We start from the raw sequence: 24,008 nt of genomic DNA, 5'->3' as shown, positions 1-24,008 counted from the left end.
TTGGTTTTTGCTTAATCTAATGCAGGTCCACAACTAAACATCGCTGATGGTTCACGCGTCAGCGATGTTTAGCTGCATTTTTTAAAAATTGACATTATCTTAGCCCCACCACCATCCTTCCCACCATTGTAAACCAGATAATGCATGCGCAAACCATCTTTACTAACAGCTTTTTATCTATGCTTCGCCTCCATGACCTATGGCCAGCATTACTCCATGGAAGCCATCACCGGTTATCCATTCCCTTCTGAACTCACCCCTGCCGCACAGGGATCTAAAGTAGCATGGGCAGTGAACGAACAGGGAAAAAGAAACGTTTATGTGGCCACCGGACCCGATTTCTCTCCCCGCAAACTCAGTAATTATACACAGGATGATGGACAGGAAATCACCAGCCTTTCCATATCCGACAACGGTAAATGGGTCGTGTATACCCGGGGCGGCGATCATAGCGGCAAAGACGGTTTTACCCCCGTCAACCCCACACACGACCCCATCCCTCCTAAAACTGAAATCTGGTCCGTTCCCTTTGAAGGCGGCACTGCCAAAGTATTGTCCGAAGGAGATTATCCAGCTGTATCCCCACATGGCGATAGCGTCGCCTTTATCAAAGGCGGTCAGGCCTACATCATCGCTATCGATGGCTCCGCTCCCCCCCGCGTACTATTCAGTATCAAAGGCAACAGCAGCTCCCTGGAATGGTCGCCCGATGGTAGCAAAATCGCTTTTGTATCCGATCGCAACGGGCATAGCTTCATTGGTGTATATACCAGTGCTACCGCACCTATCCAGTGGATTTCCCCGGGTTTCGCACAGGATAATTCTCCCCGCTGGTCGCCAGATGGAACACAGATCGCCTTTGTCCGTACACCCGGTACAGGCGGAGCACCGGATTCTATTCTCGCCCGCCGCCATAAACCCTGGGAAATAAGAGTAGCAAACATCAGCGAGGGCAATTCTACATTACTGTGGAAAGCACCAGCCACATTAAGTGGCTCTATCCCTACAACTGATGGTGCTACAAACCTGCACTGGGGTGCTAACAACAGTGTAACCTTTCTTTCTTATCACGATGGATGGCCACACCTCTACTCCATACCAGGTAAAGGCGGTACACCATTACTGCTCACACCAGGCAATTTTATGTGTGAACAGATCTCACTCACTGCCGATAAAAAATGGCTGGTGTTCAGCGCCAATAACGGCCCCTCTCCACAGGATATTGACAGGCGACATATTGCCCGCGTTCCTGTTGACAAAGCAGCCATGGAAATGCTGACCACCGGTGATGGCATCGAAACTTACCCGGTGGTGACCGGTGATGGTCAAAACATCATCCTATTCACGGCTACCGCCCAGCAGCCTCTGCTCACAGCAAAGATGCCTTTTGGAAAAGGAAAGCCTTCGCTGATCAGCGCATCTCTCCTGCCTAAAGATTTCCCTGCCGCTAAATTAATCACCCCTACCCAGGTCATCTTCAAAGCACCGGATGGTACACCCGTTCATGCTCAATTATACCAACCTGCCGGCGGCCCTGCTAAAAAACCTGCCATCGTTTATGTACATGGCGGCCCACAACGCCAGATGGTCTTAGGCTGGCACTGGATGGATTATTATTCTATTGACTACGCTTTAAATCAATACCTCGTAGATAACGGTTTCATTGTACTGGCTATCAATTACCGCCTGGGTATCGGCTATGGCTATGAGTTTCACAAACCTGCCAATGCAGGTGTATTGGGTGCCTCAGAATACCAGGATGTAAAAGCAGCAGGCGAATGGCTCGCTGCACAATCACAGGTAGATCCAAAGCGAATTGGTATTTATGGTGGTTCCTATGGCGGATTCCTGACCGCACATGCACTGGGCAGAGACTCCCGCTTATTTGCTGCAGGAGTAGATATTCATGGAGTACATAACCGGTCACAATTTGCTGCGCCGCCTGCTACACCCCCTGCACCAGACGCTGATACTGCAGAGAAAGTCGCCCTTCTCTCCTCTCCCGTAGCCTATGTTGATACATGGACTTCGCCGGTGTTATTAATTCATGCCGATGATGACAGGAATGTAAATTTTAACCAAAGCATAGACCTGATCAATCGCCTGGAAAAAAAAGGCGTGAATTATGAAACGCTGAGTATTCCTGATGATACACATCACTGGATGAAATATAGCAATGAACTCAAAGTAAATAAAGCTGCCGCTGAATTCTTGATCCGGCAACTCGGGAAATAAATAAAAGAGGAAATATCAAAAGCCCTTCAGATTACTTTTGATATTTCCTCTTTCCTATCCTGCCTGAATAGCTGGCTGTAGCTCCCTGTCACATTTTTTTACTCATACGAATTCAGTATATGCTATTCCGGCTGCATATTCGTAGAAATCCCAATCCGGTTCCAGCTATTGATCACAATCGTTGCCATAATCACCTGCGCAATCGTCTGTTCATCCAATACCTTCGCTGCCGCTGCATACGTCTCATCCTTCACATGCCCTTTGCTGATCTCCGTTACCTCTTCTACCAGCGCCAGTATCGCTCTTTCTTCTGCTGTAAAGAATGGCGTTTCTCTCCAGGCAGACAAAGTATAAATCCTTTGCTCTGTCTCGCCCAGCTTACGTGCATCTTTTGTATGCATATCCAGGCAATATGCACAACCATTGATCTGTGAAGCCCTGATTTTAATTAATTCACGTTGAATAGGGGTCAGTCTGGTACCATGTACGTACTTCTCAAACGCCATCATTACTTTATACGCTTCGGGTTCTACCTGTCCAAGGTTAATTCTGTTTTGCATGTCTTTGTGTTTTTGTTGTTGACACAAAGTTGCAACAGAATTACCCCTGAAAATCTTGAACTAGTTCAAGATTTCTTAGCCCTTATTTTACTTAGAAACTCAGCACTGAAACCCAGGTAAGAAGCTAACATATATTGAGGAATCCGCTGTATAAATTCAGGAAACAAACTATTAAAATGATTATATCGTTCTTCACCACTCGTAGTAAAAATATACTTGATCCGCATCATCGATGCGGCGTAAGACCGCTGTAATACCAGCCTGAAATAGCGCTCCATTTTCGGCACCCTCCGAAACAATTCTTCCTCCATACTTTTGTCCAGCACCAGCAATTCGGATGGCTCTACTGCCTGGATAGAGAACTCCGAAGGTTGCTGCCTGTCCAGACTATCATAATCCGCTATCCACCAGTTTTCCAGTGCAAAATGCGTAATCTGCTCTGCCCCGTTTTCACCGATGATATACTGGCGCAACAATCCCTTCGTCACAAAATATCTTGCCGTACAGATCTTTCCCTGTTTCAGCAAATGTGATTTCTTTTGCACTTCTTCATACCGCATGCAGGCAAGCAACAGCTCCTGTTCTTCGCTGTCCAATTCTACATAGCGTTGTACATGTTGTAGCAGTCTTTCCATAGTGCTATAAAAAGAAGAGGTTATCTTAAAAGTAAAACTGAAGTTACCGGAATTCGTCTATTCAGCATTTCCTTACATCAGGTACCCGGATAAAACCAGGCAGCATTTTACCTGTAAGACAACCTCCTGCAATTTTATTCATATTTCGCCGGCGTACCCTTGGCAGGTGTCGCCTCTTTAATAAACTTCCTCAGGTTCTCAGTCGCAGTAGCCAGATCATCCTTGCGCAGGTACATCATATGACCACTTCTGTAACCTTCCCATTTGATGCGGCTTTTCAGCTTACCACCCGGATCCATTTGCCAGATGCTATACTTTGCATTGAAGTAATCACAGGCACCATCATAGTAACCGGATTGTACCAGCAGGTGCAGGAACGGGTTCTGTGCAATAGCCTGGCGCAGGTTTTCACCAGTCTTGTTATTCTGACTATCCCATGGCCATACCTGTCCGAACATGTTATACTTCAGGTCAGTTTTATATTCCAATTCATCACGCAGGTAAATGTTGATCGCCGGAGTAAAAGCCTGTAACCATGCAGTCAGTTCCGCATTATAATCAGGCCTGTTACCAGCAGTTTGCTTATCCAGCCCTTTATATCTTGAATCCAGGCGACCAATTGTATAACCCTGATCGCGCAGCAGTTCTTTCCAGAATAAATTATAAGGAACCACGAGGTTATTTTCTAAATACACCTGTGCAGATAAACCACTGTAGCGGCTCATACGTTGAGCCAGTGCCTTGCGCTGCGCATCGTCCAGGGAACCTCCTTTGGAAATAGCAGGTACCAGTTCGTTGATGGTAAAGTTTTCTACTTCCGGCAATACATCATTCAGGTCTTTTGACTGCAGATCAGCAGGAAGTTTTTTGTGATACCAGGCAGTAGCTGCATAGTAAGGCAGACTCAGTGCCTGATCCAGCGGGCCACTCCGTTCAATACCCAGGTCAGTAGGTGATACCAGGATCACCCCATTCAGGTACATCCACTGTTCATCCTGCAGCTCCAGCGCTAAACCGGATACACGGGTGGTACCATAGCTCTCCCCGATCAGGAATTTAGGAGATGCCCAGCGACCTTTGCGGGTCACGAAAGTATTGATCCACTCTGCGAGGTACTTAATATCTGCATTCACGCCATAAAAGCGGGAACCTGGTACATCCTTGCTCACAGGACGGGAATAACCCGTATTTACCGGATCTACGTATACAATGTCCGCCACATCCAGGATAGAGTTGGGATTGTCCCGCATACCAAAAGGCTGTACAGGATAACCTTCATCATCTATGTTGAGCAAACGGGGACCGGTATAGCCTATTTCCATCCAAACAGAAGGTGTACCTGGACCACCATTGAAAGAGACCACCAACGGGCGGTTTGATTTATCCTTGATATCCTCTCTTTCATAATAAGTGTAGAACACTCCTGCTACCGGACGGCCATCTTCATCCCAGATGGGCATACTGCCGGCTGAAGCAGAGTAAGGTACGCGCTGCCCCTTGATAGTAACTTCATGATGGGTGACTACAGCAGAATCAATTTTCAGAATCCGGCTGGGTGATACCGGCGCATCATTTTTAAATTCTTTATTCTGTGCTTTTAATTGGCTGAGTATGCTGCATGACAGCGCCAAAGAGAGACAAAGGATTTTGGTCATAATTCAGGTTTAGAGTGCATAAAGATAGAAGGTTTTAACCAAGGGCTAAAACCTTCTATCCATAAAACCAGCTATCCATAAAACTGCTCTCCGTCAAGCTTCCGCCCACACCGCCACAGACCCCGCCCCACACGTAAACTCCGCCCAGCCCTCTTCATTCACCGTAATCTCTTCCTCCCTGCTCCCCGTTATATCCCTGAACTTTTTCCCCGCATGCCGCTTCCCGATCTCCATATGCTTATTCCCCTCCTCTCCATTACTCATTACCACCGCACATCCGGAACCTGCATGGTCCTCATCTCCTTCCCGGGTCCAGCCAACACAATTCGGATGATCGAAATAATCCCGCTGCACGCCATAAGCATACTTATCCCGTGCTGAAATCAATTTATCCAGCCCTAAAACAGGCGCAATCAGGATATGACAGTCATTCCCTTCCCTATCCTTATCCGTGTATTCCGCTCCATATAAATCTGCATAAAACACGCATGGATACCCATGTTCCCTCAGCAGGATCAATGCATAAGCCAGCGGCTTAAACCAGTCATCCAGCGGTGCCTCCAGGGCCTGCAAAGGCTGCGTATCATGATTCCCGGCTACCGTCACTGCCAGGAAAGGCTTAGCGGATACCAGAGTATCGTCCAGAATCTTACTCAGGTCATAGTCCTTTCCACCTTTTGACGCGCTATGGAGGTTATGATGAAGCGAAGAATCAAACAATGACATCTTTCCCTCTGTCGCATCTATATATTTCAGTAACAAATCTAACTGTCCGGGTGCCCAATACTCCCCTACTGCAAACATTTCACGGCCTGTATGCGCCCGCATATGCTCCAGCCATTCCCTGAAAAAATGAGGCGTAATATGCTTCACCGCATCCAGTCTGAAACCATCAAATTTCACCGTATTATAATACCATTCTCCCCATCTTCTGAACTCCTCTCTCACTTCAGGGTTCCTGAATTCCACATCCGCCCCCATCAGGTAATCGAAATTGCCTTTTTCATCATCCACCACTTCTTCCCATCCTTCGCCATATTCGTTCTGGATGGTAAAGATTCCCGTCTCCTGCGTATCCGCCGCGTAGTCAATACCCGTAAAACAACGGTGATCCCATACAAACTGTGAATATTTCCCTTTCCTGCCGGGAAAGGTGAATTTAGTGTAAGCCTCTATCTCATATGGCTCTGAAATGAACTCATTCCTATTTTCCGGGTCTACTTTGCGTACGGTGATTTTCTCCGTTTCATCGGCCCCTATCAGGTGATTGGCCACCACATCCACGTAAAGCTGCATACCTGCCTCCTTAATAGCTTTTGCAGCCGCCAGGTATTCGTCTTTTGTACCGAATCGGGTGCGCACAGAGCCTTTCTGATCAAACTCACCCAGGTCGTACATATCGTAAACATCATAGCCATGGCTATTCGGGCCATCTGCCCCTTTATAAGCCGGGGGTAGCCATACGGCATTGATGCCCATCGCTGCCAGGGCTTTGGCATTCTTCTTCACTTCATTCCATAAACTGCCATCTGCGGGAGTATACCAGTGGAAATACTGGATCATGGTACCGTTTTGCATATCAGTGCTATCCATTTGGGGATAACTGAGTTAAATCAAATCATATGCCACCCCGGTTTGGATATATCACGTCTTTTGCCCTTGCTGCAGGATGCACTTTCAGGGAAATCAATTTTCCTCCCTTTACCACCCCCTCCACTGTCGTTTCATAAGGTGCATGCAATTTGAAGGAGACATCCCAGTTTGCAGGCCATGCAGGCAGTAAATAGATCTTTCGGTCATCCGTTTGTAACAGCATTTCCTGTACCCCTACCATAGCCGATCCACCCCAGTTGTGGTCCGGTGTCCAGTCAAAACCAGGTCCCCAGAATGCAGGAAAACGATGAGGCCCATCTTTGAATTTCAGTACACTTAATCTCGCGGCATCTGCTGTCAGCCCAAGCCTGGCAGCAAAGATGGAATACTGTTTCCAACCCACATAATCCCATTGCGCCACAGCTTGTGGATCGTATTTGTAGGTATTGATAGCAGTATCCAGCCCCGGTTTGCCAATGCCATAAATCCCCCAGGGAAATACAGGATACAGTTGTGGCGTTTCCCTGTTTTGGATACGCTCCCATTTCTCTGCGGGTAAGATGGTAGTATGACCTTCGTATTCGCCTAGCGGAACAGGCGGTAGATGTGCAAGCATAGTATCCCATCGTGGATTAGCAGTTACCTGTTTGAGCCTTTGCAAAATCGTCTGCATAGCTGCAATCACAGTCGTGGAATTATACGTCAGCTTATAGGTCTCTGCAGCCGACGTAGGATAAAAAATATAATGCCCCCGGGCATCAAACTGATGATAATGCGCCTCATAAAAAGACAGGCAACTATCTATAAATGGAAGATACTGCTGAATACTCCCCCCCCCATATCGCTGCTGATCCAACATCATCAGGCAAAACTCAAATACCGTTTCCCATTCATATTCCAGCCACTTATTGTACTCTACACCAGGATCAGTACCTGCAGGGCGTTTAGGATGATATTCCGTGATATTCGGCAGACCAAAATTTTCTATCTGCTCCGTAAAGCAGGCACCTCCATGATTCCAGTAGACCCGGCTCCGCAATGATGCATTATGCAGCATACGCAGATAAAAATCAAATTGTCCTTTCAGCATATCCCCATCTCCATTTTTCAACATAGGATAGTACACGAGCCGCTGGTTTTGCGCAGTCATCGTACCCCCACCCCATGCCCTGAAATCAGGTGAGAAATGTTTTGTACTATCTACATAGCAGGGATCAAAAGTGAATAAGCCACCATTAAATTTTGTGGGCCATTCTCCATATGCATTGCAGGCGAGCTGATATCGGAATAGTTCGTAGTTAGCGCCCAGGGAATCACAGCGAACATAACTACGCTCCCGGAATTGCTTCCACCATTGAATGCTGCGCCGCCGCGCTGCTGAAGGATCAGCCGATAATTCAACCGATACCGGCTTCGGTGTATGCGCCGGGATTTTTACCAAAGCCCCCAGCCCATTCTCCCATTCCTCCAGTGTACTTGTCTGTGCTACATGCAGTCCAATTATAATCTCCTGTGACTTTTCCGGCTTAGCCGTTTTCAACTCCCAGCCACGGTATTTTGTATCAGCATACTGCCCCTCCGTATTTCCTCCAGCTATCATTCCCTTTCCTACCATCGCACCGCCAAAAGTATTATGGCGGATAGGATTATATAACTGGTCCTTCACGGAAGACATGCCTTCCATTCTCACCGTATAATCAAAGATATCCTCTATATCTGCCCTGTTGCGATGGTAAAAAACCACTCCGTCCCCTACAAAAGATACAGCATCCTTATAAGTAAGCAGGGGGAAATCCTGCAAGACCTTATATGAATTTGCCCTGCACTCCACCGGATCCGTGATCACATGATCCTCATATCTCCAGGTTTCATATACAGCACTCATCCGCACCGCTGTCTTACTCTCCATACTCACATGCACCAGGGGATGAAATACATCCACCCACAATACAAAACGTACCCCACCCCCACTTACAATCACGCTCCCATCCTGTAAATGCAGTTCCTGCCGGAAATCCCCTTTGTCAAAAGGATGCCCTTCTACCCGAATGCGTACCCGTCCCAACTTTAACATCGCATTATTCTCATCAAAGGTGCCGCTACGTGACAGATAAAACAGGAGATCGCCCTTCTCCACCCACACATTCAAACCAATATCTCCGCCACCGCAAGGCATGGATTCCCCGGCATGCCGGCTCTGGGACTTCCACACCAACTGGGCATTGGCGGCAAAAGATAAAACTAACAAACAGGATAACAATAGTCTATATAACATGGAATTGATTGTAAATGCTACACTTAAAAATACGGCATACGCTACCAAAAATGAAATTCCCTATTTAGAGCCATATCATTCCTTTTAATTCCTCTCCAATTACTCCATATTGCCTATAGGCACCTAGCGAAGCTCATTGACCGTAAAATCCCGGAATAATTCAAAAGACAACACCAGGGAATAAAATACTTTTTTGTCTTTTATTATTTCCCCCTATCTTTGCCCTATGTTTTCAAAAACCTGCGAATACGGCATCAGGGCAATGATCTACATTGCACAACAGTCCAAAAACGACATTAAAGTGGGCGTAAAGGACATTGCTGCGGGTATTAACTCCCCTGAATATTTCATTGCCAAGATCCTGCAGGAACTTACCAGAAAAGGCCTCTTACTCTCCTTCAAAGGCCCCACCGGGGGCTTTTACCTGGATGAAAAAGCCCTTCAATGCTCCATCGCCGATATTGTAAAAGCCATCGACGGCGACAAAATCTTCTCCGGCTGCGGACTCGGCCTGGATTACTGCTCGGAAACCAAGCCCTGCCCTATCCACCACGAATTCAAGAAAATCAGGGAAGACATGTCGCAGATGCTGAACAACACCAAACTGGACGAGTTTCACGAAAAACTCAGTAAAGACATTGGATTCCTGAAACGCTGACATTTTTTTTATTCTAATAAAAGACAAAAAGGTATTAAATTATGCTAACCGATATCACTACCGAAGAAGACATAAAACTCATGGTGCATACATTTTATGCCAGGGTAAGAGAAGACGATACTATCGGACCTATCTTCAACTCCCGCATCAAAGACTGGGATACGCACCTGCAGAAACTATGTAACTTCTGGAGTACACTCCTGCTCTATACCAAAACGTATGAGGGCGATCCGATGAGTGTACACCGTGGTATGGCTATCGATACTGTGCACTTCAACGCCTGGCTTTCCATCTTTAATAAAACCATCGATGACCTGTTCGCCGGCGAAACCGCACAGGCAGCCAAAAACAGGGCACTAAAAATATCGGCCGTCATGCAACATGTTGTAAACCGCCCGGCATAAATTTAAATCTCCTCTTACCTAAATTCACTAAAATGACCGTACGAAAACTATGGATAGGCCTTGCCATGGTCTTACTATCCAGCTTTGCCGTATTAATCTGGTTCGGCAGAGACATTTATCACCAGCTTCCTCCAATACCGGATAAAGTCACCGACGAATCAGGCAACATACTCTTCACCGGACAGGATATCCGCGACGGACAAAACGTATGGCAATCCATCGGCGGACAAACCGTAGGCAGCATCTGGGGCCATGGCAGCTATATTGCCCCCGACTGGACGGCAGACTACCTGCACAGGGAATCAAGCATCATGCTGAATGCACTCGCAGCTGCAGACCAAAAAGATTATGCACAACAGCCTGATGATATTCAGGCAATGTACCTGCAACGACTCAAAAAAATTATCCGTAAAAACACATTCGATGCTGCGGCCAACACCATCGTATTTGCACCTGCAAGAGTAGCAGCGTTCAATGAACTCTCTACTTACTATGCTCACCTGTTCATGCTGGAAGGCGATCCTGCCTTCGCTAAACTCCGCGAACAATATGCTATTCCGGGAAATACAATTAAAGACCCTGAGCGCATGCGTAAGATGAATGCATTCTTCGCATGGTCTACCTGGGTTTGTATTACTGAACGTCCCGGTGGAACAGTGAGCTATACGAACAACTGGCCCGGCGACGAAACAGTGGGCAATGTCCCTTCTTCCTCCCTGCACCTCTGGTCAGGATTCAGTGTGTTACTTTTACTGGCATGTACTGCACTGCTCATATTATACCATGCACGCAACGCAGAAGAAACACCTGCTATCCTGCCTGATGAAGATCCCCTGCGCCATACCGTGATTACACCATCTATGAAGGCTACCTTAAAGTACTTCTGGATTGTGAGTGCCCTCATCATTGTACAGATGCTGGCAGGTGTAATCACGGCTCACTATGGCGTGGAAGGAAACGCATTCTATGGATTACCCTTAGATAAATTCCTGCCAGCTTCCGTATCCCGTAGCTGGCACGTACAGCTGGCCATCTTCTGGATCGCTACCTCCTGGCTCGCTACAGGACTCTACATTGCACCTGCTGTATCCGGCTATGAGCCTAAGTTCCAGCGCCTGGGTGTAAATATCTTATTTGGTGCATTGCTCATAGTAGTGGTAGGTTCCCTCATCGGTCAATGGATGGGTGTTATGCAGAAACTCGGACTGGTAGACAATTTCCTCTGGGGCCACCAGGGGTATGAATATATTGAACTGGGAAGAATATGGCAGATACTGCTGCTCGCAGGACTCGTGATCTGGCTGGTATTGATGTTGAGAGCACTGTTGCCTGCATTGCGGAAAAAAGATGAAAGCCGCCACCTCCTCACCCTGTTCGTCATTGCGTCTATTGCAATCGCCGTGTTCTATGCCGCAGGATTGATGTATGGCAGGCAGACACACATGGCCGTTGCTGAGTACTGGCGCTGGTGGGTAGTGCATCTGTGGGTAGAAGGCTTCTTTGAAGTGTTTGCCACAGTGGTGGGAGCTTTCCTTTTCTGCCGCCTGGGATTATTACAAATCAGATCTGCTACCACTGCAGTACTTTTCTCTACCATCATCTTCCTCTTCGGCGGCATCATTGGTACATTCCATCACCTGTACTTCAGTGCCACACCCATTTCTGTGCTGGCATTGGGCGCTACTTTCAGCGCACTGGAAATAGTACCACTGGTGGTGATTGGCTACGAAGCGTATCATAACTATACACTGAGTAAGTCTACCCCATGGATCAAGGCTTATAAATGGCCGATCTACTGCCTGGTAGCCATGTGCTTCTGGAACTTTCTCGGTGCCGGGATCTTTGGTTTTGCCATCAACCCTCCTATCGCACTGTATTATATCCAGGGCCTGAATACAACCGCTGTACATGGCCACGCTGCGTTGTTTGGTGTGTATGGGATACTGGGTATCGGCCTGATGCTGTTTGTACTGAGAGGTTTGTATCCTGACAGGCAATGGAATGATCAGCTGCTGGGATGGTCTTTCTGGCTCACTAATATAGGCCTGCTCGTTATGGTGACTATAAGCATGCTCCCGATGGGCATCCTGCAGGCAATCGCCTCCATACAACATGGTTACTGGTATGCCAGATCTGCGGAGTTTATGCATACTGATACTATGCAGACACTGCGCTGGTTAAGAGTGCCAGGCGATATATTGCTGGCAGCCGGTGAATCACTGCTGGTAATTTTTGTAATTGGATTAAAGACCGGCTGGTCTTTAAAAGAAGAGCGTTAAAAGATGCAATGCCTGCTGCAGGCTCTCCTGCGGCAGGCTCTTTTTAGAACACGTCCTATTTATTAATGTACAACTTCGTATCATAAGTAATCGTCACCTCCCCATCGCGCTGATTCGTTTCAAACAAATCCCTGAGCGCCTCCATCATCTCCTCATAATTTTTCTGCCCGGGTTGCGGCATATATGAAGAACTCAATACCTGTCCAAGCAAACCTTCAAAGTCAAGCTGCTGGCTATGCCTGAAGTAATGCACTTCCATCTCTGCCGGCGCAAAAAATTCAGTTAATTCCGGCTCATGTGCCTTTCGGATTTCATGATAATCCGTACCATATTTTGCCTTCAGCTCTTCATACCCCTTATCAAAAGTTGAGTCCAGTGTACGCAGATTCCACAACAGGGCAATGTGACCACCAGGTAATAAAATACGGTCAAATTCCTTTCTCGCTACAACAGGATCTATCCAGTGAAATGCCTGCGCAACGGTAATGAGTTGTACCGACTGATCAGGTAAACCAGTGGCTTCACCCGAACCATTGAGAGATGAAAAATTGGGATACTCATTCAATTGCGCTTCTGCAGCTTCACGCATCTTCGCATTCGGCTCTATAGCATACACAGTCCATCCTTTCTTTAATAATAATTCCGTGAGGATACCTGTACCTGAACCAATATCAGCCACCGCAGCATCACTGCTCAGTCCAGCCTTTGTATTCAAAAATTCAATTAAAGCATCAGGATAGCCAGGCCGGTATTTCTTATAGTTGTCTACCCTGTCTGAAAATCTTTCCTTAGAGTTAAACTTGTCTACAGATGCCATATACTATCAGGTTTAATAGCTATATATACAGTATTTCCTTTTTTAGGTAATGGTGTTACATCCACAGCCCTTACCAGCACAGTGCCACCGGGCAACTTTACACGAATCTCATATGCACTCCCCATATAGTTTACTTCTTCTACAAGGCCTTTGATACCTGCTTTATATCCAAAGTATAAATTCTCCGGACGGACAAATACCTTCTTTTCACCTGTCAGTTCCAGCACCTTCGCTTCCACCAGGTTATAAGGGCCAAATAAACCAGCCGTATATTCATCCACAGGATGATTATATACATCAATCGGCGTACCTTTTTGCACGATCTCTCCATCTTTTATCACCAGGATTTCATCTGCCCAGGACAAGGTATCCTGTGGATCATGTGATACCAGCAGACAGGTAAGATCGAGTTTCTCCCCGATATCCTTAATCACTGTTTTCAGCATCTGCTTATGTGAATAGTCCAGGTTAGAGAAAGGTTCATCCAGCAGGAATAACCTGGGGTTGCCGATTAACAAACGGGCCATAGCCACACGTTGTTTTTCTCCGCCGGAGAGCTGGTCGGTTTTTCTTTTCATCAGGTGATCGATCCTGCATATGCGATAGAGTTCAGCGGCTTCTTCCTCCGTCATCTTATTCGCATATTCCAGTACTTCTTCCACCCGGTAGTTCAGTCGCAGTTCATAATGCTGACTCAGGTAAGCGATGCCGGGTTCACCAGGAAGCAGTCTTTCGAGAGGGCCTTTTACCCGCTTGTCCTCAAATCGTACTTCTCCTTCGTCAGTTTGCATCAACCCGGCTACAATCTTCAGTAAGGTACTTTTCCCGGAACCGGAAGCACCCACAATTGCAATCTGCTGGTGCTTTTCCTGCGAAAAATCAATACCCTTCAATACCCATTCGCCATTCACCTGTGTACGAATCCCTGTTACTGTTAAAAAACTCATAATGAACAAAAGTAAAAGAAATCTACAACTAATTGCCCCCATTTTACAAACCCTGCGATTGCCATTAGGGGTAATTTTACACACTCAAATTGATGACAGATGAAAAAGATTACAATAGGTAAAACAGATTTACAGGTAGCCCCTGTCAACTTTGGCGGTAATGTATTCGGATGGACGCTGGACGAAAAACAATCATTTGAAATACTGGATGCTTTCGTCCATGCCGGCTTTAACTTTATTGATACTGCGGACACTTATTCATGGTGGGCGGCCGGCAATAAAGGTGGCGAATCAGAAACGATCATTGGCAAATGGATGAAAGCCCGTGGAAACCGTGACCAGATCATCCTGGCGACCAAAGTGGGTGCCCAGAACAGAGAACATAAAGAAGATGTGAGCAGGGCACACATCCTGAAATCAGTAGATGAGTCACTGCAGCGTTTACAGACAGATCATATCGATCTGTACTATACCCACTTTGATGATAATGTGACACCTGTGGAAGAAACATTATCAGCTTATGATGAGATTATTAAGGCGGGTAAGGTGAGGCACATAGCTGCTTCCAACTTAACTCCGGAGCGCCTGACCGAGTCCCTGAAGCTGGCGGAGGAAAAAGGTCTGCCCCGTTACCAGGCTTTGCAGCCGCATTATAACCTGCTGGAGCGGGAGAACTTTGAAACGAAATACCAACCGATAGCAAAGCAATATGGATTGAGTGTGATGCCCTACTGGTCACTGGCAGCGGGGTTCCTGACAGGGAAGTACCGCTCAGAAGAAGATTTGAAGAAGAGTGTGCGTGGTGAAGGTGTCAGAAAATACCTGAACGAAAAAGGTATTGGTGTATTAAATGCATTGGATAAAGTAGCTGCTAAACATAACACTAAACCTGCAACAGTTGCCCTGGCATGGTTGCTGGCGCAACCAACTATCGCAGCGCCGGTGGTGAGCGCTACGAGTCAGCGCCAGCTGGATACCCTGGTAGCTGCTCCTGCCCTACAGCTGGATGCTGCAGATCTGGAACTGCTGGATCAGGCCAGCAAATAATTAACTTTTCGTTGAAAAGGCCTGCCGCAGGACATCTACCCTGCAAAAAGATCGCTTCTGCCACTGGTAGAAGCGATTTTTTTTGCCCGCTAAAAATAATTTTTATTTACTTTGTATTGCAAAGCACTTTCAGTATATGAAAACAAGTACCCAATGGATCGCTCATTTTGAGCTAAATGCCACCAAACACAGGATCGACTGGTCCATTCCCCCCAGTATCACCCCTGAAGAACTCGTCCCCATCCTCCGCTCGCTCCAGGCCTGGCAACTGGGAGAAACCTCTGATGGCAGTCACCTGCTACGCACAGCCACCAGCTATGCGAACCGGATCAAGGATCCTGCTTATATCACTGCTGTGCAACTCTTCATCAAAGAAGAACAAAAGCATGGCAACAATCTCGGTCGCTACCTCGATGCGATTCATCAACCCCGGGTAAAATCTGACTGGGGCGATACCCTGTTCAGAAAATGCCGCTATTTCAATACCAGTATGGACTTCTGGACACTTACCGTACTCACGGTAGAGAGCGCCGCCCAGATCTTCTACCAGTCTCTCAAAGATGCCAGCAATTGTACCCTGCTCAAACAGATCTGCACTGATATCCTGGTTGACGAAGCCCCGCATATTGAATTCCAGGCAGAGCGCCTTTTTATCCTTTTCAGGGAAAAATTCGTGCTTTTCCGCCCCTTCTGGCGCTTCTTTTACCAGCTTGCCTTCTTTTCTATCGCATTGGTAGTATGGTTTGGCCATCGCAAACTCTTCAAAGCCGGTGGTAATACCTTCAGCTCATTTATTGATAAAATGACCTATAAATATCATAAAACGATTGCCAGGGTAAGTTCCCCCATACCGCATCCCCGCTTTACCTATGCGCCATCATTGCAGCCAAAAACAGTAAATTGATTTTATGAAAAGCCTGACCATTATGTTGAAAAGAATCTCCCCGCTGGAAAAAATGCTGACTTTGGCCATCGCCTTTACGATGACACTGTTATTGGTACGTGTACTCCGTTATCATGATTATTTTTACCTGTTTTATATCTGGAATACATTTTTAGGGGTCTTGCCTTTATTTTTTAGTCGTAAACTGGACAAATTATCAGGAATCAACCTGCGTACGATAATGATACTGGCTTGCTGGCTGATGTTTTTCCCCAATGCACCTTATATGATCACGGATCTTTTTCACTTTAGTGAAAGGCCGCCGGTCCCCTTATGGTATGACCTGCTCATTGTATCATCTGCTGCCTGGAATGGGCTCTTGTTAGGGATTATCTCATTGATGCAGGTGGAGCATTTCCTGGTACGGCACCTGAAAGGACCATGGGTAAAAGTGATCGTGCTGGTGAGTTTTGTATTGTGTGGATATGGCGTGTATATAGGCCGTTATTTGCGGTTTAATAGCTGGGATGCGGTGACGAATCCGGAAGCCTTGCTTTTTACAATGGCAGGACATGTGCTTAAGCCGTATAATCATTTGGGGGCCTGGGCGTTTAGTATAGGCTTTGGAGGAATGTTTGGGATTATCTATTATACCTTGCAGCAACTGCATCATCATAAAAAAAGCGCCCCTCAGAACGAGGGACGCTTTTTTATATCTTAATAACCTGGCTATTGCCGTTTTTTCTTAACCAATTTGTCCACGATGCTCACTTCCATCCAGGCACTAGTGCCCTGACTTCACCGATGTCATTTCCAGGTTCTTAAACCGCTTCATACAATAGAAACCGAAATTCAGGATCACTGCATAACAGATCAATGGAACAATCAACGCATGTTGCACACCAATTTCATCGGCCAGTGCACCCTGTATTACAGGCATAATCGCGCCGCCCAGAATGGCCATTACCAGCAGAGATGAACCCTGGCTGGTATAAGTACCCAGCTTGGCAATCGCCAGTGTATAGATGTTGGAGAACATGATAGAGTTGAAAATACCAATACCCACAATGCTGAACATCGCAATCTCACCCTTGTTAATGATCGCGCTCGCCAACAGGAACATATTGATCAGGGAGAAAATAACCAGGGTACGGGCCGGAGCAGAACGACCGACCAGGAATCCCACAAAGTTCAGTGCAATGAAGATCAGGAAGAAACTGATTTGTTCAAACGGCATACCTACCAGCAGGTAGATCACCACAAATACAGCCAGCGCTGTCACCAGCATATAAGCCGCCTTCCTGGCCTGACTCATAGAATGGCTCAGGGAAATAGCTCCAACAAAACGGCCTATCATTGCACCACCCCAGTAAATTGCCAGGTATTTCTTGGCTTCACCTTCCTGCAAACCAGCGATATCCTGCAGACCCAGGAAGCTAATCATAAAGCTACCTACGGCTACTTCACCACCTACATAACAAAAAATAGAAAGAATACCTCTTTTCAGCTGCGGGAACTGTAAAACACCCAGTCCCTTCGGCTGATTTTCAGCATCCTGTGCGAAATTAGGCAGTTTTACACGCCAGATCAGCAGCGCTACCAGCATGAGGATGCCTGCAAAGATGAGGTAAGGAATTCTTGTTGCAGCAGCACTGAAACCACCATTTGGATCCTTAAACAATTCAAAGATCAGGTGTCCGCCTAATATAGGCGCTATCGTAGTACCAAATGAGTTAAACGCCTGTGTGAGGTTCAACCTGCTGGAAGCTGTATCTTCCGGCCCCAGCAGTGACACATAGGCATTCGCGGTAATCTGCAATACTGTAAAGCCCAATCCCAGCACAAACAATGCACTCAGGAACAAACCATACACACCATATGTAGCAGCTGGCAGGAATAATACGCAACCCAGCGCTGACAGGATAATACCAAAGATTATCCCCTTCTTGTACCCTACTTTGTTAACAGGGTCCCCGTTGTAATAGGAAATAATGAAATAGATCAGCGAACCGATAAAATACGCGCCGAAAAACGCAAACTGAACCAGCATCGATTTGAAGAAGGTGAGCTGGAACAACTCTTTCAGGTAAGGGATCAAAATATCGTTCATACACGTGATAAATCCCCACATAAAAAACAATAACGTGATCGTGATCAGTGGAATTGCATTGTTTCCTTTCTTATGATTGTTCATAACCCGGACTTACGTTTCTTAATTAAAGTTTGGCAAAACACAAACATACGGCTATCTGAATCAATTTTGTCAAAAAAAGCGACAAAAACTTTCAAAATCATATAAGTTTCCCAGCCATGAGAACGGGAATCAGTCAATTCCCCGGGCAAAATCATCACTAATGTTAAATCTATTTATCTTTGTCGTATGCGGAATACTGATATTGAAAAAGCCAGCGAGGCGTTATGGAAAAATGCCCTACCTCACCTATCTGTCGACTGCGTGGTATTTGGCTATCACCAGGGCAGTTTCAATGTACTGCTGGCAAAAATGAAAGGAGATAATGGCTGGATTCTCCCCGGGGGTTATATTCAAAAAACGGAATCGATTGACGACGCTGCCAAGCGGATCCTCTTCGAACGAAGTGGTGCTGAGAAAGTGTTTCTGGAAGTGTTTGGCGTGTTTGGTGAACCAAACCGTTCGCAGGATTACTTTGTCGAATATGATGACAACCTCTGGCATAAGATGCGTTTTGTAACGATCGGCTACTATGCAGTTATTGACCAGTCACAGGTTACACCGGTACCTGATATGTTCAGCGATGCCTGCGAATGGATGCCTGTATACGAATTGCCCGAAATGGTGATGGATCATAAACAGATCATCGAAAAGGCACTGGAAAAGTTACGGGATCAGCTGTATCATAAACCGATTGGTTATAACCTGCTGCCGGAGATCTTCACCCTGCCACAACTGCAAGCCCTCTACGAGAAGATTATGAATCAGAAGTTTAACAGGGGGAATTTCTACAGGAAGATTATGAAGGAAAATATCCTGATTAAACAAGGGGAGGCAAAGACAGGAGGTGCGCATAAAGCCCCACACCTGTATAAGTTTGATCCGGCGATTTATACGAAATAGTTTTTTAGGGTTCACGTTATTCAGGTACCAATTCGATCCAGGTGGTTTTAGCAGGTAAGGGCATTGATTCCTTTCCTACCTGGTAAAAATCATTTACACCAGATAAAATCGGGCTCACCAACACAAAGGATGACAGGCTTCTCTTAGCCTTGTCACGGAGATGTGCGTGCTTAAACGCTTTGGCTCAGCCTCACCATTAAATCATTCTATCCTTCACCGGACTGGCACAGAAGTAGCTGTACATGCGCATATGACAACTCTATCAAAACGCAGCGCCGGTATACTTCTTCATATCACTTCTTTACCCGGGCCTTTTGGCTCCGGCGATTTAGGGCCATCCGCTTATCACTTTGCTGATCAGCTACAACTTGCTAAACAACGCTACTGGCAGGTATTACCCATCAATCCCCTGCATCCGCAACACTTATCACCATACAGCCCTATCAGCAGTATGGCTGGTGAACCCATATTGATTAGCCCGGAATTACTGGCTGATGAAGGGTTATTATCTGCCGCCCAACTCAACAAGTGTAAGCTGCCCATTTCCGACAAAGCCGATTTTGAAAAAGCCATTCCCATTAAACTGGCGCTCCTCGAAATCGCCTACCTGAATTTTGTGCAGTCAGCAGATCAGGCAGCATTTGAAAGCTATTGCCAGCAGGAGGCCCACTGGCTCAACGAATTCACTGATAACCCAAGAGAGAAATGGTACCAGTTTAAATTCGACCAGCAATGGTCCGCACTCAAAACTTATTGCAATGAAAAAGGCATTCTCCTCTTCGGTGATCTTCCCTTCTACATGCATGGCGACGCGGTCGATGTAAAGGCCAATCCCACATTCTTCAATCTCAATGGCATTGGTGGTGTTCCCCCTGATTATTTCAGTGAAACCGGGCAATGCTGGAATGTACCTGTCTACAACTGGGAAGCCCTTAAGGCGGACAATTACAGCTGGTGGATCCGCAGAATGCAACGCAACCTGTCCCGGTTCGACCTGATCCGGCTCGATCACTTTCGTGCTTTCTCCGCCTATTGGGAAATTCCCGCAGGTGAAACTACGGCTGTGAATGGACAATGGAAACCAGGCCCCGCTGCAGATCTGTTTAAGGAGTTTCAAAAATTATTTCCCGACATGCCTTTCATTGCAGAAGACCTGGGTACCATCGATGAACCGGTAAGAGCCCTGCAGGAAGAATTTAATTTAAAAGGCATGCGGGTTTTACAATTTGGTTTTGGTGAAGACCTGCCACAGACTGACCATGCTCCCCATCATTTCATTACCAATATTGTTGCCGTAACAGGTACCCATGATAATAACACTACCCGCGGATGGTATGAAGAAGATGCAGATCGCAAAACAAGGGAGAATCTCCGGCAGTATACAGGCATTAAAGTAACAGGCAAAAAGGCAGCCCGTATCCTGAGCAGGATCGCCTATGCTTCAGTAGCTGATATCGTGATTATACCCATGCAGGATGTGTTGGAACTACCAGCCAATGCACGGATGAATCATCCCTCCGGTAGTGATAAAAACTGGAAGTGGAGAATGCTGCCGGGACAGTTTAAAAAGGAGAAAATAAAACGCCTGGGAAAGTGGGTAAAACTATATGGCCGCGAATGCGAAAAATAAAATTCTAATTATTTAGCAAGCATAAGATGAGGCTGTAGTAAAAGTAAAATTCCGAAATTTAATATGGATGCATGATGCAGAAAATTCCTTTTATAAAATTCTACATGCCATCAAATTACTTTTAATACAACCTCATCTTTCTATTTTTTTTCTACAACGCCGTTATCTGCCATTGCTGATTCGTGCCACTATTCCAATTCCACTGTATCACACCTGCCCCATTCGTAGCCGAACCTCCATTCACATCCAACGCAAAGCCACTATTCCTGTTCAGTATTTTATAATACCCAAACCCAATATCAATTACCTGCCACTGCTGATTTGCACCACCAGCATAATCATACTGAATAATCCCGGCACCAGCTGTCGTAGATGCACCATTCACATCCAGGGCCTTTGCACTATTCCTGTTAATCACCGACTGATAATTACTTCCCAACGCATTAAATGTCCACTGCTGGTTTGCACCTCCCCAATAATCCCACTGATCAATAGCAGCACTATTCGCAGTAGACTGATTATACACTTCCAATGATTTCCCACTGTTCTTATTGATTACTTTGTAATAGGTACCTGCTGTAAACGAAGCGTACGGCGGCGTAATCGTACCCGTACCCCACGCATATTTTAACCTGGTCAAACCAGAAGTATTATTAGTCGTCAATGCAGACCCCGTAGATGTAAACATGCTATACGTATCCCCTGTTCTCAATCCAGGCCAGTACACACAACCTACACCCAGATCATGGAGTGAATTTGTCATTCCCTGCAAATAGGTGTTATTCACATTCGAACCTGGTGCCCCTGTATAATTTGTTCCATCCGTCATCACAGTTCCAAACTCTGTAACAATAGTTCTTGTAGGATAGGTCAATGACTTCACGGGTTGCTCCCAGTCAGCAGTCGTAGTCTTGCTGGTTTCAAACCAGGTGTAATCATGGAATGACAGGAGACAACTATCAAAACGTGTATCTGCACCAATCGTATTCACACCGGAGGAATACCCTGTACCATCTAATACAAACCTGTTTTTGGGCACACCCGGATAGCGGGTGATAAACGTATTGTAGAGTGTTTTCAGATCCGTGGCACTATATCCATGCGGCTCATTGAAGCACTCAAAATACACCAGCGTGTTCGATTTGTAATTCGCCACAATCGTGTCCCACATCTGCCAGAAAGTAGTCGTGTTGTCAATAAGGCCATCGCGGGAAGATGAGCCCTCCCAATAGCCCAGCAGCACCTTCATGTTTTTGGAACTTGCTTTGTCGATAGCGCCTTTGTAAGTGGACCAGAAAGAACTGATCACTGTGGATGGATTCACTGGCAGTCGCACGGTGTTGGCACCGGCGGCAATAAAACCATTCAGGATGTAGTCCGCCTTTGTTTGCATACTCGCATAGGTATCTGTTGATACCGTGCCCGAAAGGATCAACGCATCATCGGCAAAGTTATCCCTGCTATCCGCCCAGTTCACACCCTTAAAATCACCGGAGCTGACGGCGACGGCTGCTATAGCAGTAGAATTGGACAATTGGAGTGATGACAGATCTGCCTGTTCTTTATTGCAGGCAAAAGCTAGCATTGCGCTCGCAATGAGGGTTAATTTGGTTTTCATAAACGTGAGAATTAATTGTATAATTTACAATTAAAAAACTGATTGGAAAAAACAATCTTGATTTTTATTGAATGATTAGCTGAATGGTTGTTTGCAACACCATTGTTTATGAAGGAATTTCAAAAAACCTAAAAGGTTTCCTACATTTGAAAAATGCAAAACGATCCGGACTTCAATAAACTTGTCTTCGACATCGCCCGCTCCATTCCCAAAGGCCGTGTCACCTCTTATGGCGCTATCGCCAAAGCCCTTGGCAAAGGGAACCTTTCCCGCATGGTAGGCAGGGCGATGGGATTGATAGATGGGGAAAAACCACCTGTTCCTTTTCAGCGGGTTGTGAACAGCCAGGGACAACTGACCGGTGATCCCAGGGGGATTGCCAACAGGAAGAAGTTGCTGGAGAAAGAAGGGGTGGAAGTGAAGAATGATAAGGTGGTGAATTTCAGAACGATCTTCTGGGACCCTTCTGAAGAGATAGATGTTTAGGATGACTGCATTTCCCCCCTTCAAATACCCCGCCTTTTAAACAAACCAATTCCGCCCTTTAAACAAAACATCCCGCGCATATCGCCGCTAATTTTGTCCTACAAATTTACGCATATGCAACTCGATTCTTTCAGAACACTCGGCCATTCCGGCCTCAAAGTAAGCCCTCTCTGCCTGGGAGGTATGACCCTCGGTGACGACTGGAACTGGGGCGCAGACGAAACCACCGCTGCCCAACTCATTCACCAATACATCGACCTCGGCGGCAACTTCATCGACACCGCCAACATCTATACCAATGGCCACTCCGAAAAAATAATCGGCGATACCATCGGCAGATATCCATCCCAACGCAATCGTATTGTAATTGGTACCAAATGCAGCGCCAATACCCTCCCCGGCAATCCAAATGCCGGCGGTGGCAGCACCCATTCCATCCTCTACAATGTCCATGAATCCCTCAGGAGATTACAGACAGATTACATCGACCTGCTATGGGTTCATCAATGGGACTGGACCACGCCTTTTGAAGAAACCATGCGTACCCTGCACAACCTCGTATCCAGTGGAAAAGTCCGTTACATTGGTGTCAGTTACGCCCCCGCATGGAAGATCGCGCAGGCACAAACCACTGCCCTTCTCAAAGACTGGACTCCCTTCATCGGCCTGCAAATTGAATACTCGCTCTTAGAAAGAAGTATTGAAGATGAACTGGTTCCTATGGCCGCCGAATTAGGTTTAGGTATCACCCCATGGTCTCCTCTCAAAGGTGGTATCCTCTCAGGGAAATACCAGGCAGGTAACCAAAGTGGCGATAGCCGCATGGGGGGCGCTTACCAGCTCAGTGAAAAAGAAATCAGGGTCATTGAAAAGGTAAAAGACATTGCAGCCGTTCATAACACGAGTCCTGCTGCCGTAGCCCTCGCCTGGGTGCTGCATAAACAAGCTACCACCTCTATCATCCTGGGTGTAAGAAAGCCGGATCAGTTAAAACAAAACATGGCTGCCCTGGAAGTAAACTTAACACAGCAGGAAATGGATGAATTAGACGCTATTTCAAAGCCAGCTCCTACCTTTGTAACAAATTATAAAGAGTATAGCCGCAGTTTTCTACACGGTGGTATTGAGATCAATGGTTTAAAAGCTTCGCCACTGCCCGCTTTTCAACAAATGACACCCGGTAAATATTAAA

Annotated in this window: 20 protein-coding genes; 11 read left to right on the top strand and 9 right to left on the bottom strand. The window is 46.4% G+C overall.

Going from position 1 to position 24,008, the window contains the following annotated elements:
* Nucleotides 1–144 precede the first annotated feature (144 nt).
* Nucleotides 145–2,235 (top strand): S9 family peptidase, encoded by a 2,091-nt coding sequence (locus DXN04_RS03320; RefSeq protein WP_116851866.1) that lies wholly within the window; start codon nucleotides 145–147, stop codon nucleotides 2,233–2,235.
* Between the two features lie 122 nt (nucleotides 2,236–2,357).
* On the opposite strand, the gene DXN04_RS03315 is transcribed toward DXN04_RS03320, so the two are convergent.
* The 5 genes from DXN04_RS03315 to DXN04_RS03295 all read right to left on the bottom strand — a co-directional run bounded on the left by DXN04_RS03315 (nucleotide 2,358) and on the right by DXN04_RS03295 (nucleotide 8,953).
* Nucleotides 2,358–2,795, bottom strand: coding sequence for a carboxymuconolactone decarboxylase family protein (locus DXN04_RS03315; protein ID WP_116851865.1), 438 nt, complete (start codon nucleotides 2,793–2,795; stop codon nucleotides 2,358–2,360).
* 65 nt (nucleotides 2,796–2,860) lie between these two features.
* Nucleotides 2,861–3,430 carry a Crp/Fnr family transcriptional regulator gene (locus DXN04_RS03310; protein ID WP_116851864.1) on the bottom strand — a complete coding sequence of 190 codons (570 nt, stop codon included), beginning with the start codon at nucleotides 3,428–3,430 and terminating at the stop codon, nucleotides 2,861–2,863.
* A 134-nt stretch (nucleotides 3,431–3,564) separates the two neighbouring features.
* Complete coding sequence (locus DXN04_RS03305) at nucleotides 3,565–5,085, bottom strand: S10 family peptidase (RefSeq protein WP_116851863.1); 1,521 nt, start codon at nucleotides 5,083–5,085, stop codon at nucleotides 3,565–3,567.
* A gap of 93 nt (nucleotides 5,086–5,178) precedes the next feature.
* On the bottom strand, nucleotides 5,179–6,678 hold the full coding sequence (locus DXN04_RS03300) for an alpha-amylase (RefSeq protein ID WP_233525510.1): 1,500 nt from the start codon (nucleotides 6,676–6,678) through the stop codon (nucleotides 5,179–5,181).
* Between the two features lie 25 nt (nucleotides 6,679–6,703).
* Nucleotides 6,704–8,953 carry a DUF5703 domain-containing protein gene (locus DXN04_RS03295; RefSeq protein WP_116851862.1) on the bottom strand — a complete coding sequence of 750 codons (2,250 nt, stop codon included), beginning with the start codon at nucleotides 8,951–8,953 and terminating at the stop codon, nucleotides 6,704–6,706.
* A 226-nt stretch (nucleotides 8,954–9,179) separates the two neighbouring features.
* Here DXN04_RS03295 and DXN04_RS03290 point away from each other — a divergent pair, with 226 nt between their 5' ends.
* From DXN04_RS03290 to DXN04_RS03280, 3 genes are read left to right on the top strand one after another with little or no spacing between them, the layout of a single operon-like run.
* Complete coding sequence (locus DXN04_RS03290) at nucleotides 9,180–9,611, top strand: RrF2 family transcriptional regulator (RefSeq protein ID WP_116851861.1); 432 nt, start codon at nucleotides 9,180–9,182, stop codon at nucleotides 9,609–9,611.
* Between the two features lie 41 nt (nucleotides 9,612–9,652).
* The gene (locus DXN04_RS03285) at nucleotides 9,653–10,015 is read left to right on the top strand and encodes a group III truncated hemoglobin (protein ID WP_116851860.1); all 363 of its coding nucleotides are present in this window, start codon (nucleotides 9,653–9,655) and stop codon (nucleotides 10,013–10,015) included.
* A gap of 32 nt (nucleotides 10,016–10,047) precedes the next feature.
* Nucleotides 10,048–12,294, top strand: coding sequence for a nitric-oxide reductase large subunit (locus DXN04_RS03280; RefSeq protein WP_116851859.1), 2,247 nt, complete (start codon nucleotides 10,048–10,050; stop codon nucleotides 12,292–12,294).
* A 55-nt stretch (nucleotides 12,295–12,349) separates the two neighbouring features.
* On the opposite strand, the gene DXN04_RS03275 is transcribed toward DXN04_RS03280, so the two are convergent.
* Together DXN04_RS03275 and DXN04_RS03270 are read right to left on the bottom strand one after the other, a co-directional pair.
* Nucleotides 12,350–13,111, bottom strand: coding sequence for a class I SAM-dependent methyltransferase (locus DXN04_RS03275; protein WP_116851858.1), 762 nt, complete (start codon nucleotides 13,109–13,111; stop codon nucleotides 12,350–12,352).
* Nucleotides 13,099–14,058, bottom strand: coding sequence for an ABC transporter ATP-binding protein (locus DXN04_RS03270; protein WP_116851857.1), 960 nt, complete (start codon nucleotides 14,056–14,058; stop codon nucleotides 13,099–13,101). Before DXN04_RS03270 ends, DXN04_RS03275 begins: the two co-directional genes overlap by 13 nt.
* 99 nt (nucleotides 14,059–14,157) lie before the next feature.
* On the opposite strand from DXN04_RS03270, the gene DXN04_RS03265 reads away from it, so the two are divergent.
* From DXN04_RS03265 to DXN04_RS03255, 3 genes are all read left to right on the top strand, one after another.
* Nucleotides 14,158–15,105 carry an aldo/keto reductase gene (locus DXN04_RS03265; RefSeq protein ID WP_116851856.1) on the top strand — a complete coding sequence of 316 codons (948 nt, stop codon included), beginning with the start codon at nucleotides 14,158–14,160 and terminating at the stop codon, nucleotides 15,103–15,105.
* A 136-nt stretch (nucleotides 15,106–15,241) separates the two neighbouring features.
* Nucleotides 15,242–16,009, top strand: coding sequence for a ferritin-like domain-containing protein (locus DXN04_RS03260; protein ID WP_199414977.1), 768 nt, complete (start codon nucleotides 15,242–15,244; stop codon nucleotides 16,007–16,009).
* 4 nt (nucleotides 16,010–16,013) lie between these two features.
* Nucleotides 16,014–16,709 (top strand): DUF1361 domain-containing protein, encoded by a 696-nt coding sequence (locus DXN04_RS03255; RefSeq protein ID WP_116851855.1) that lies wholly within the window; start codon nucleotides 16,014–16,016, stop codon nucleotides 16,707–16,709.
* Nucleotides 16,710–16,772: 63 nt separating this feature from the next.
* On the opposite strand, the gene DXN04_RS03250 is transcribed toward DXN04_RS03255, so the two are convergent.
* Nucleotides 16,773–18,182: a sugar MFS transporter gene (locus tag DXN04_RS03250; RefSeq protein ID WP_116851854.1), complete on the bottom strand. Its 1,410-nt coding sequence runs from the start codon at nucleotides 18,180–18,182 to the stop codon at nucleotides 16,773–16,775.
* Nucleotides 18,183–18,368: 186 nt separating this feature from the next.
* Here DXN04_RS03250 and DXN04_RS03245 point away from each other — a divergent pair, with 186 nt between their 5' ends.
* The gene (locus tag DXN04_RS03245; RefSeq protein WP_116851853.1) at nucleotides 18,369–19,082 is read left to right on the top strand and encodes an NUDIX hydrolase; all 714 of its coding nucleotides are present in this window, start codon (nucleotides 18,369–18,371) and stop codon (nucleotides 19,080–19,082) included.
* Between the two features lie 250 nt (nucleotides 19,083–19,332).
* Nucleotides 19,333–20,712, top strand: a complete 1,380-nt coding sequence (malQ, locus tag DXN04_RS03240) for a 4-alpha-glucanotransferase (protein WP_116852418.1) — start codon at nucleotides 19,333–19,335, stop codon at nucleotides 20,710–20,712.
* A 151-nt stretch (nucleotides 20,713–20,863) separates the two neighbouring features.
* Here malQ and DXN04_RS03235 read toward each other — a convergent pair whose 3' ends face one another.
* On the bottom strand, nucleotides 20,864–22,330 hold the full coding sequence (locus DXN04_RS03235) for an RICIN domain-containing protein (RefSeq protein WP_116851852.1): 1,467 nt from the start codon (nucleotides 22,328–22,330) through the stop codon (nucleotides 20,864–20,866).
* A gap of 153 nt (nucleotides 22,331–22,483) precedes the next feature.
* Here DXN04_RS03235 and DXN04_RS03230 point away from each other — a divergent pair, with 153 nt between their 5' ends.
* Together DXN04_RS03230 and DXN04_RS03225 are read left to right on the top strand one after the other, a co-directional pair.
* Complete coding sequence (locus DXN04_RS03230; protein ID WP_116851851.1) at nucleotides 22,484–22,816, top strand: MGMT family protein; 333 nt, start codon at nucleotides 22,484–22,486, stop codon at nucleotides 22,814–22,816.
* A 114-nt stretch (nucleotides 22,817–22,930) separates the two neighbouring features.
* Nucleotides 22,931–24,007 carry an aldo/keto reductase gene (locus DXN04_RS03225; protein ID WP_116851850.1) on the top strand — a complete coding sequence of 359 codons (1,077 nt, stop codon included), beginning with the start codon at nucleotides 22,931–22,933 and terminating at the stop codon, nucleotides 24,005–24,007.
* Nucleotide 24,008: the final 1 nt, after the last annotated feature.

Origin of the sequence: Chitinophaga silvisoli, from assembly GCF_003412465.1 — a bacterium.
Lineage (GTDB): Bacteria > Bacteroidota > Bacteroidia > Chitinophagales > Chitinophagaceae > Chitinophaga > Chitinophaga silvisoli.
The sequence above is the reverse complement of the archived record's forward strand: the minus strand, read 5'-3'. Positions and strand labels throughout refer to the sequence as shown.

What these genes read in the sequence shown, in the direction of transcription:
- DXN04_RS03320 (WP_116851866.1), top strand. Translation starts at nt 145, where the DNA reads ATGCGCAAACCATCTTTACTAACAGCTTTTTATCTATGCTTCGCCTCC.
- DXN04_RS03315 (WP_116851865.1), bottom strand. Translation starts at nt 2,795, where the DNA reads ATGCAAAACAGAATTAACCTTGGACAGGTAGAACCCGAAGCGTATAAA.
- DXN04_RS03310 (WP_116851864.1), bottom strand. Translation starts at nt 3,430, where the DNA reads ATGGAAAGACTGCTACAACATGTACAACGCTATGTAGAATTGGACAGC.
- DXN04_RS03305 (WP_116851863.1), bottom strand. Translation starts at nt 5,085, where the DNA reads ATGACCAAAATCCTTTGTCTCTCTTTGGCGCTGTCATGCAGCATACTC.
- DXN04_RS03300 (WP_233525510.1), bottom strand. Translation starts at nt 6,678, where the DNA reads ATGGATAGCACTGATATGCAAAACGGTACCATGATCCAGTATTTCCAC.
- DXN04_RS03295 (WP_116851862.1), bottom strand. Translation starts at nt 8,953, where the DNA reads ATGTTATATAGACTATTGTTATCCTGTTTGTTAGTTTTATCTTTTGCC.
- DXN04_RS03290 (WP_116851861.1), top strand. Translation starts at nt 9,180, where the DNA reads ATGTTTTCAAAAACCTGCGAATACGGCATCAGGGCAATGATCTACATT.
- DXN04_RS03285 (WP_116851860.1), top strand. Translation starts at nt 9,653, where the DNA reads ATGCTAACCGATATCACTACCGAAGAAGACATAAAACTCATGGTGCAT.
- DXN04_RS03280 (WP_116851859.1), top strand. Translation starts at nt 10,048, where the DNA reads ATGACCGTACGAAAACTATGGATAGGCCTTGCCATGGTCTTACTATCC.
- DXN04_RS03275 (WP_116851858.1), bottom strand. Translation starts at nt 13,111, where the DNA reads ATGGCATCTGTAGACAAGTTTAACTCTAAGGAAAGATTTTCAGACAGG.
- DXN04_RS03270 (WP_116851857.1), bottom strand. Translation starts at nt 14,058, where the DNA reads ATGAGTTTTTTAACAGTAACAGGGATTCGTACACAGGTGAATGGCGAA.
- DXN04_RS03265 (WP_116851856.1), top strand. Translation starts at nt 14,158, where the DNA reads ATGAAAAAGATTACAATAGGTAAAACAGATTTACAGGTAGCCCCTGTC.
- DXN04_RS03260 (WP_199414977.1), top strand. Translation starts at nt 15,242, where the DNA reads ATGAAAACAAGTACCCAATGGATCGCTCATTTTGAGCTAAATGCCACC.
- DXN04_RS03255 (WP_116851855.1), top strand. Translation starts at nt 16,014, where the DNA reads ATGAAAAGCCTGACCATTATGTTGAAAAGAATCTCCCCGCTGGAAAAA.
- DXN04_RS03250 (WP_116851854.1), bottom strand. Translation starts at nt 18,182, where the DNA reads ATGAACAATCATAAGAAAGGAAACAATGCAATTCCACTGATCACGATC.
- DXN04_RS03245 (WP_116851853.1), top strand. Translation starts at nt 18,369, where the DNA reads ATGCGGAATACTGATATTGAAAAAGCCAGCGAGGCGTTATGGAAAAAT.
- malQ (WP_116852418.1), top strand. Translation starts at nt 19,333, where the DNA reads ATGACAACTCTATCAAAACGCAGCGCCGGTATACTTCTTCATATCACT.
- DXN04_RS03235 (WP_116851852.1), bottom strand. Translation starts at nt 22,330, where the DNA reads ATGAAAACCAAATTAACCCTCATTGCGAGCGCAATGCTAGCTTTTGCC.
- DXN04_RS03230 (WP_116851851.1), top strand. Translation starts at nt 22,484, where the DNA reads ATGCAAAACGATCCGGACTTCAATAAACTTGTCTTCGACATCGCCCGC.
- DXN04_RS03225 (WP_116851850.1), top strand. Translation starts at nt 22,931, where the DNA reads ATGCAACTCGATTCTTTCAGAACACTCGGCCATTCCGGCCTCAAAGTA.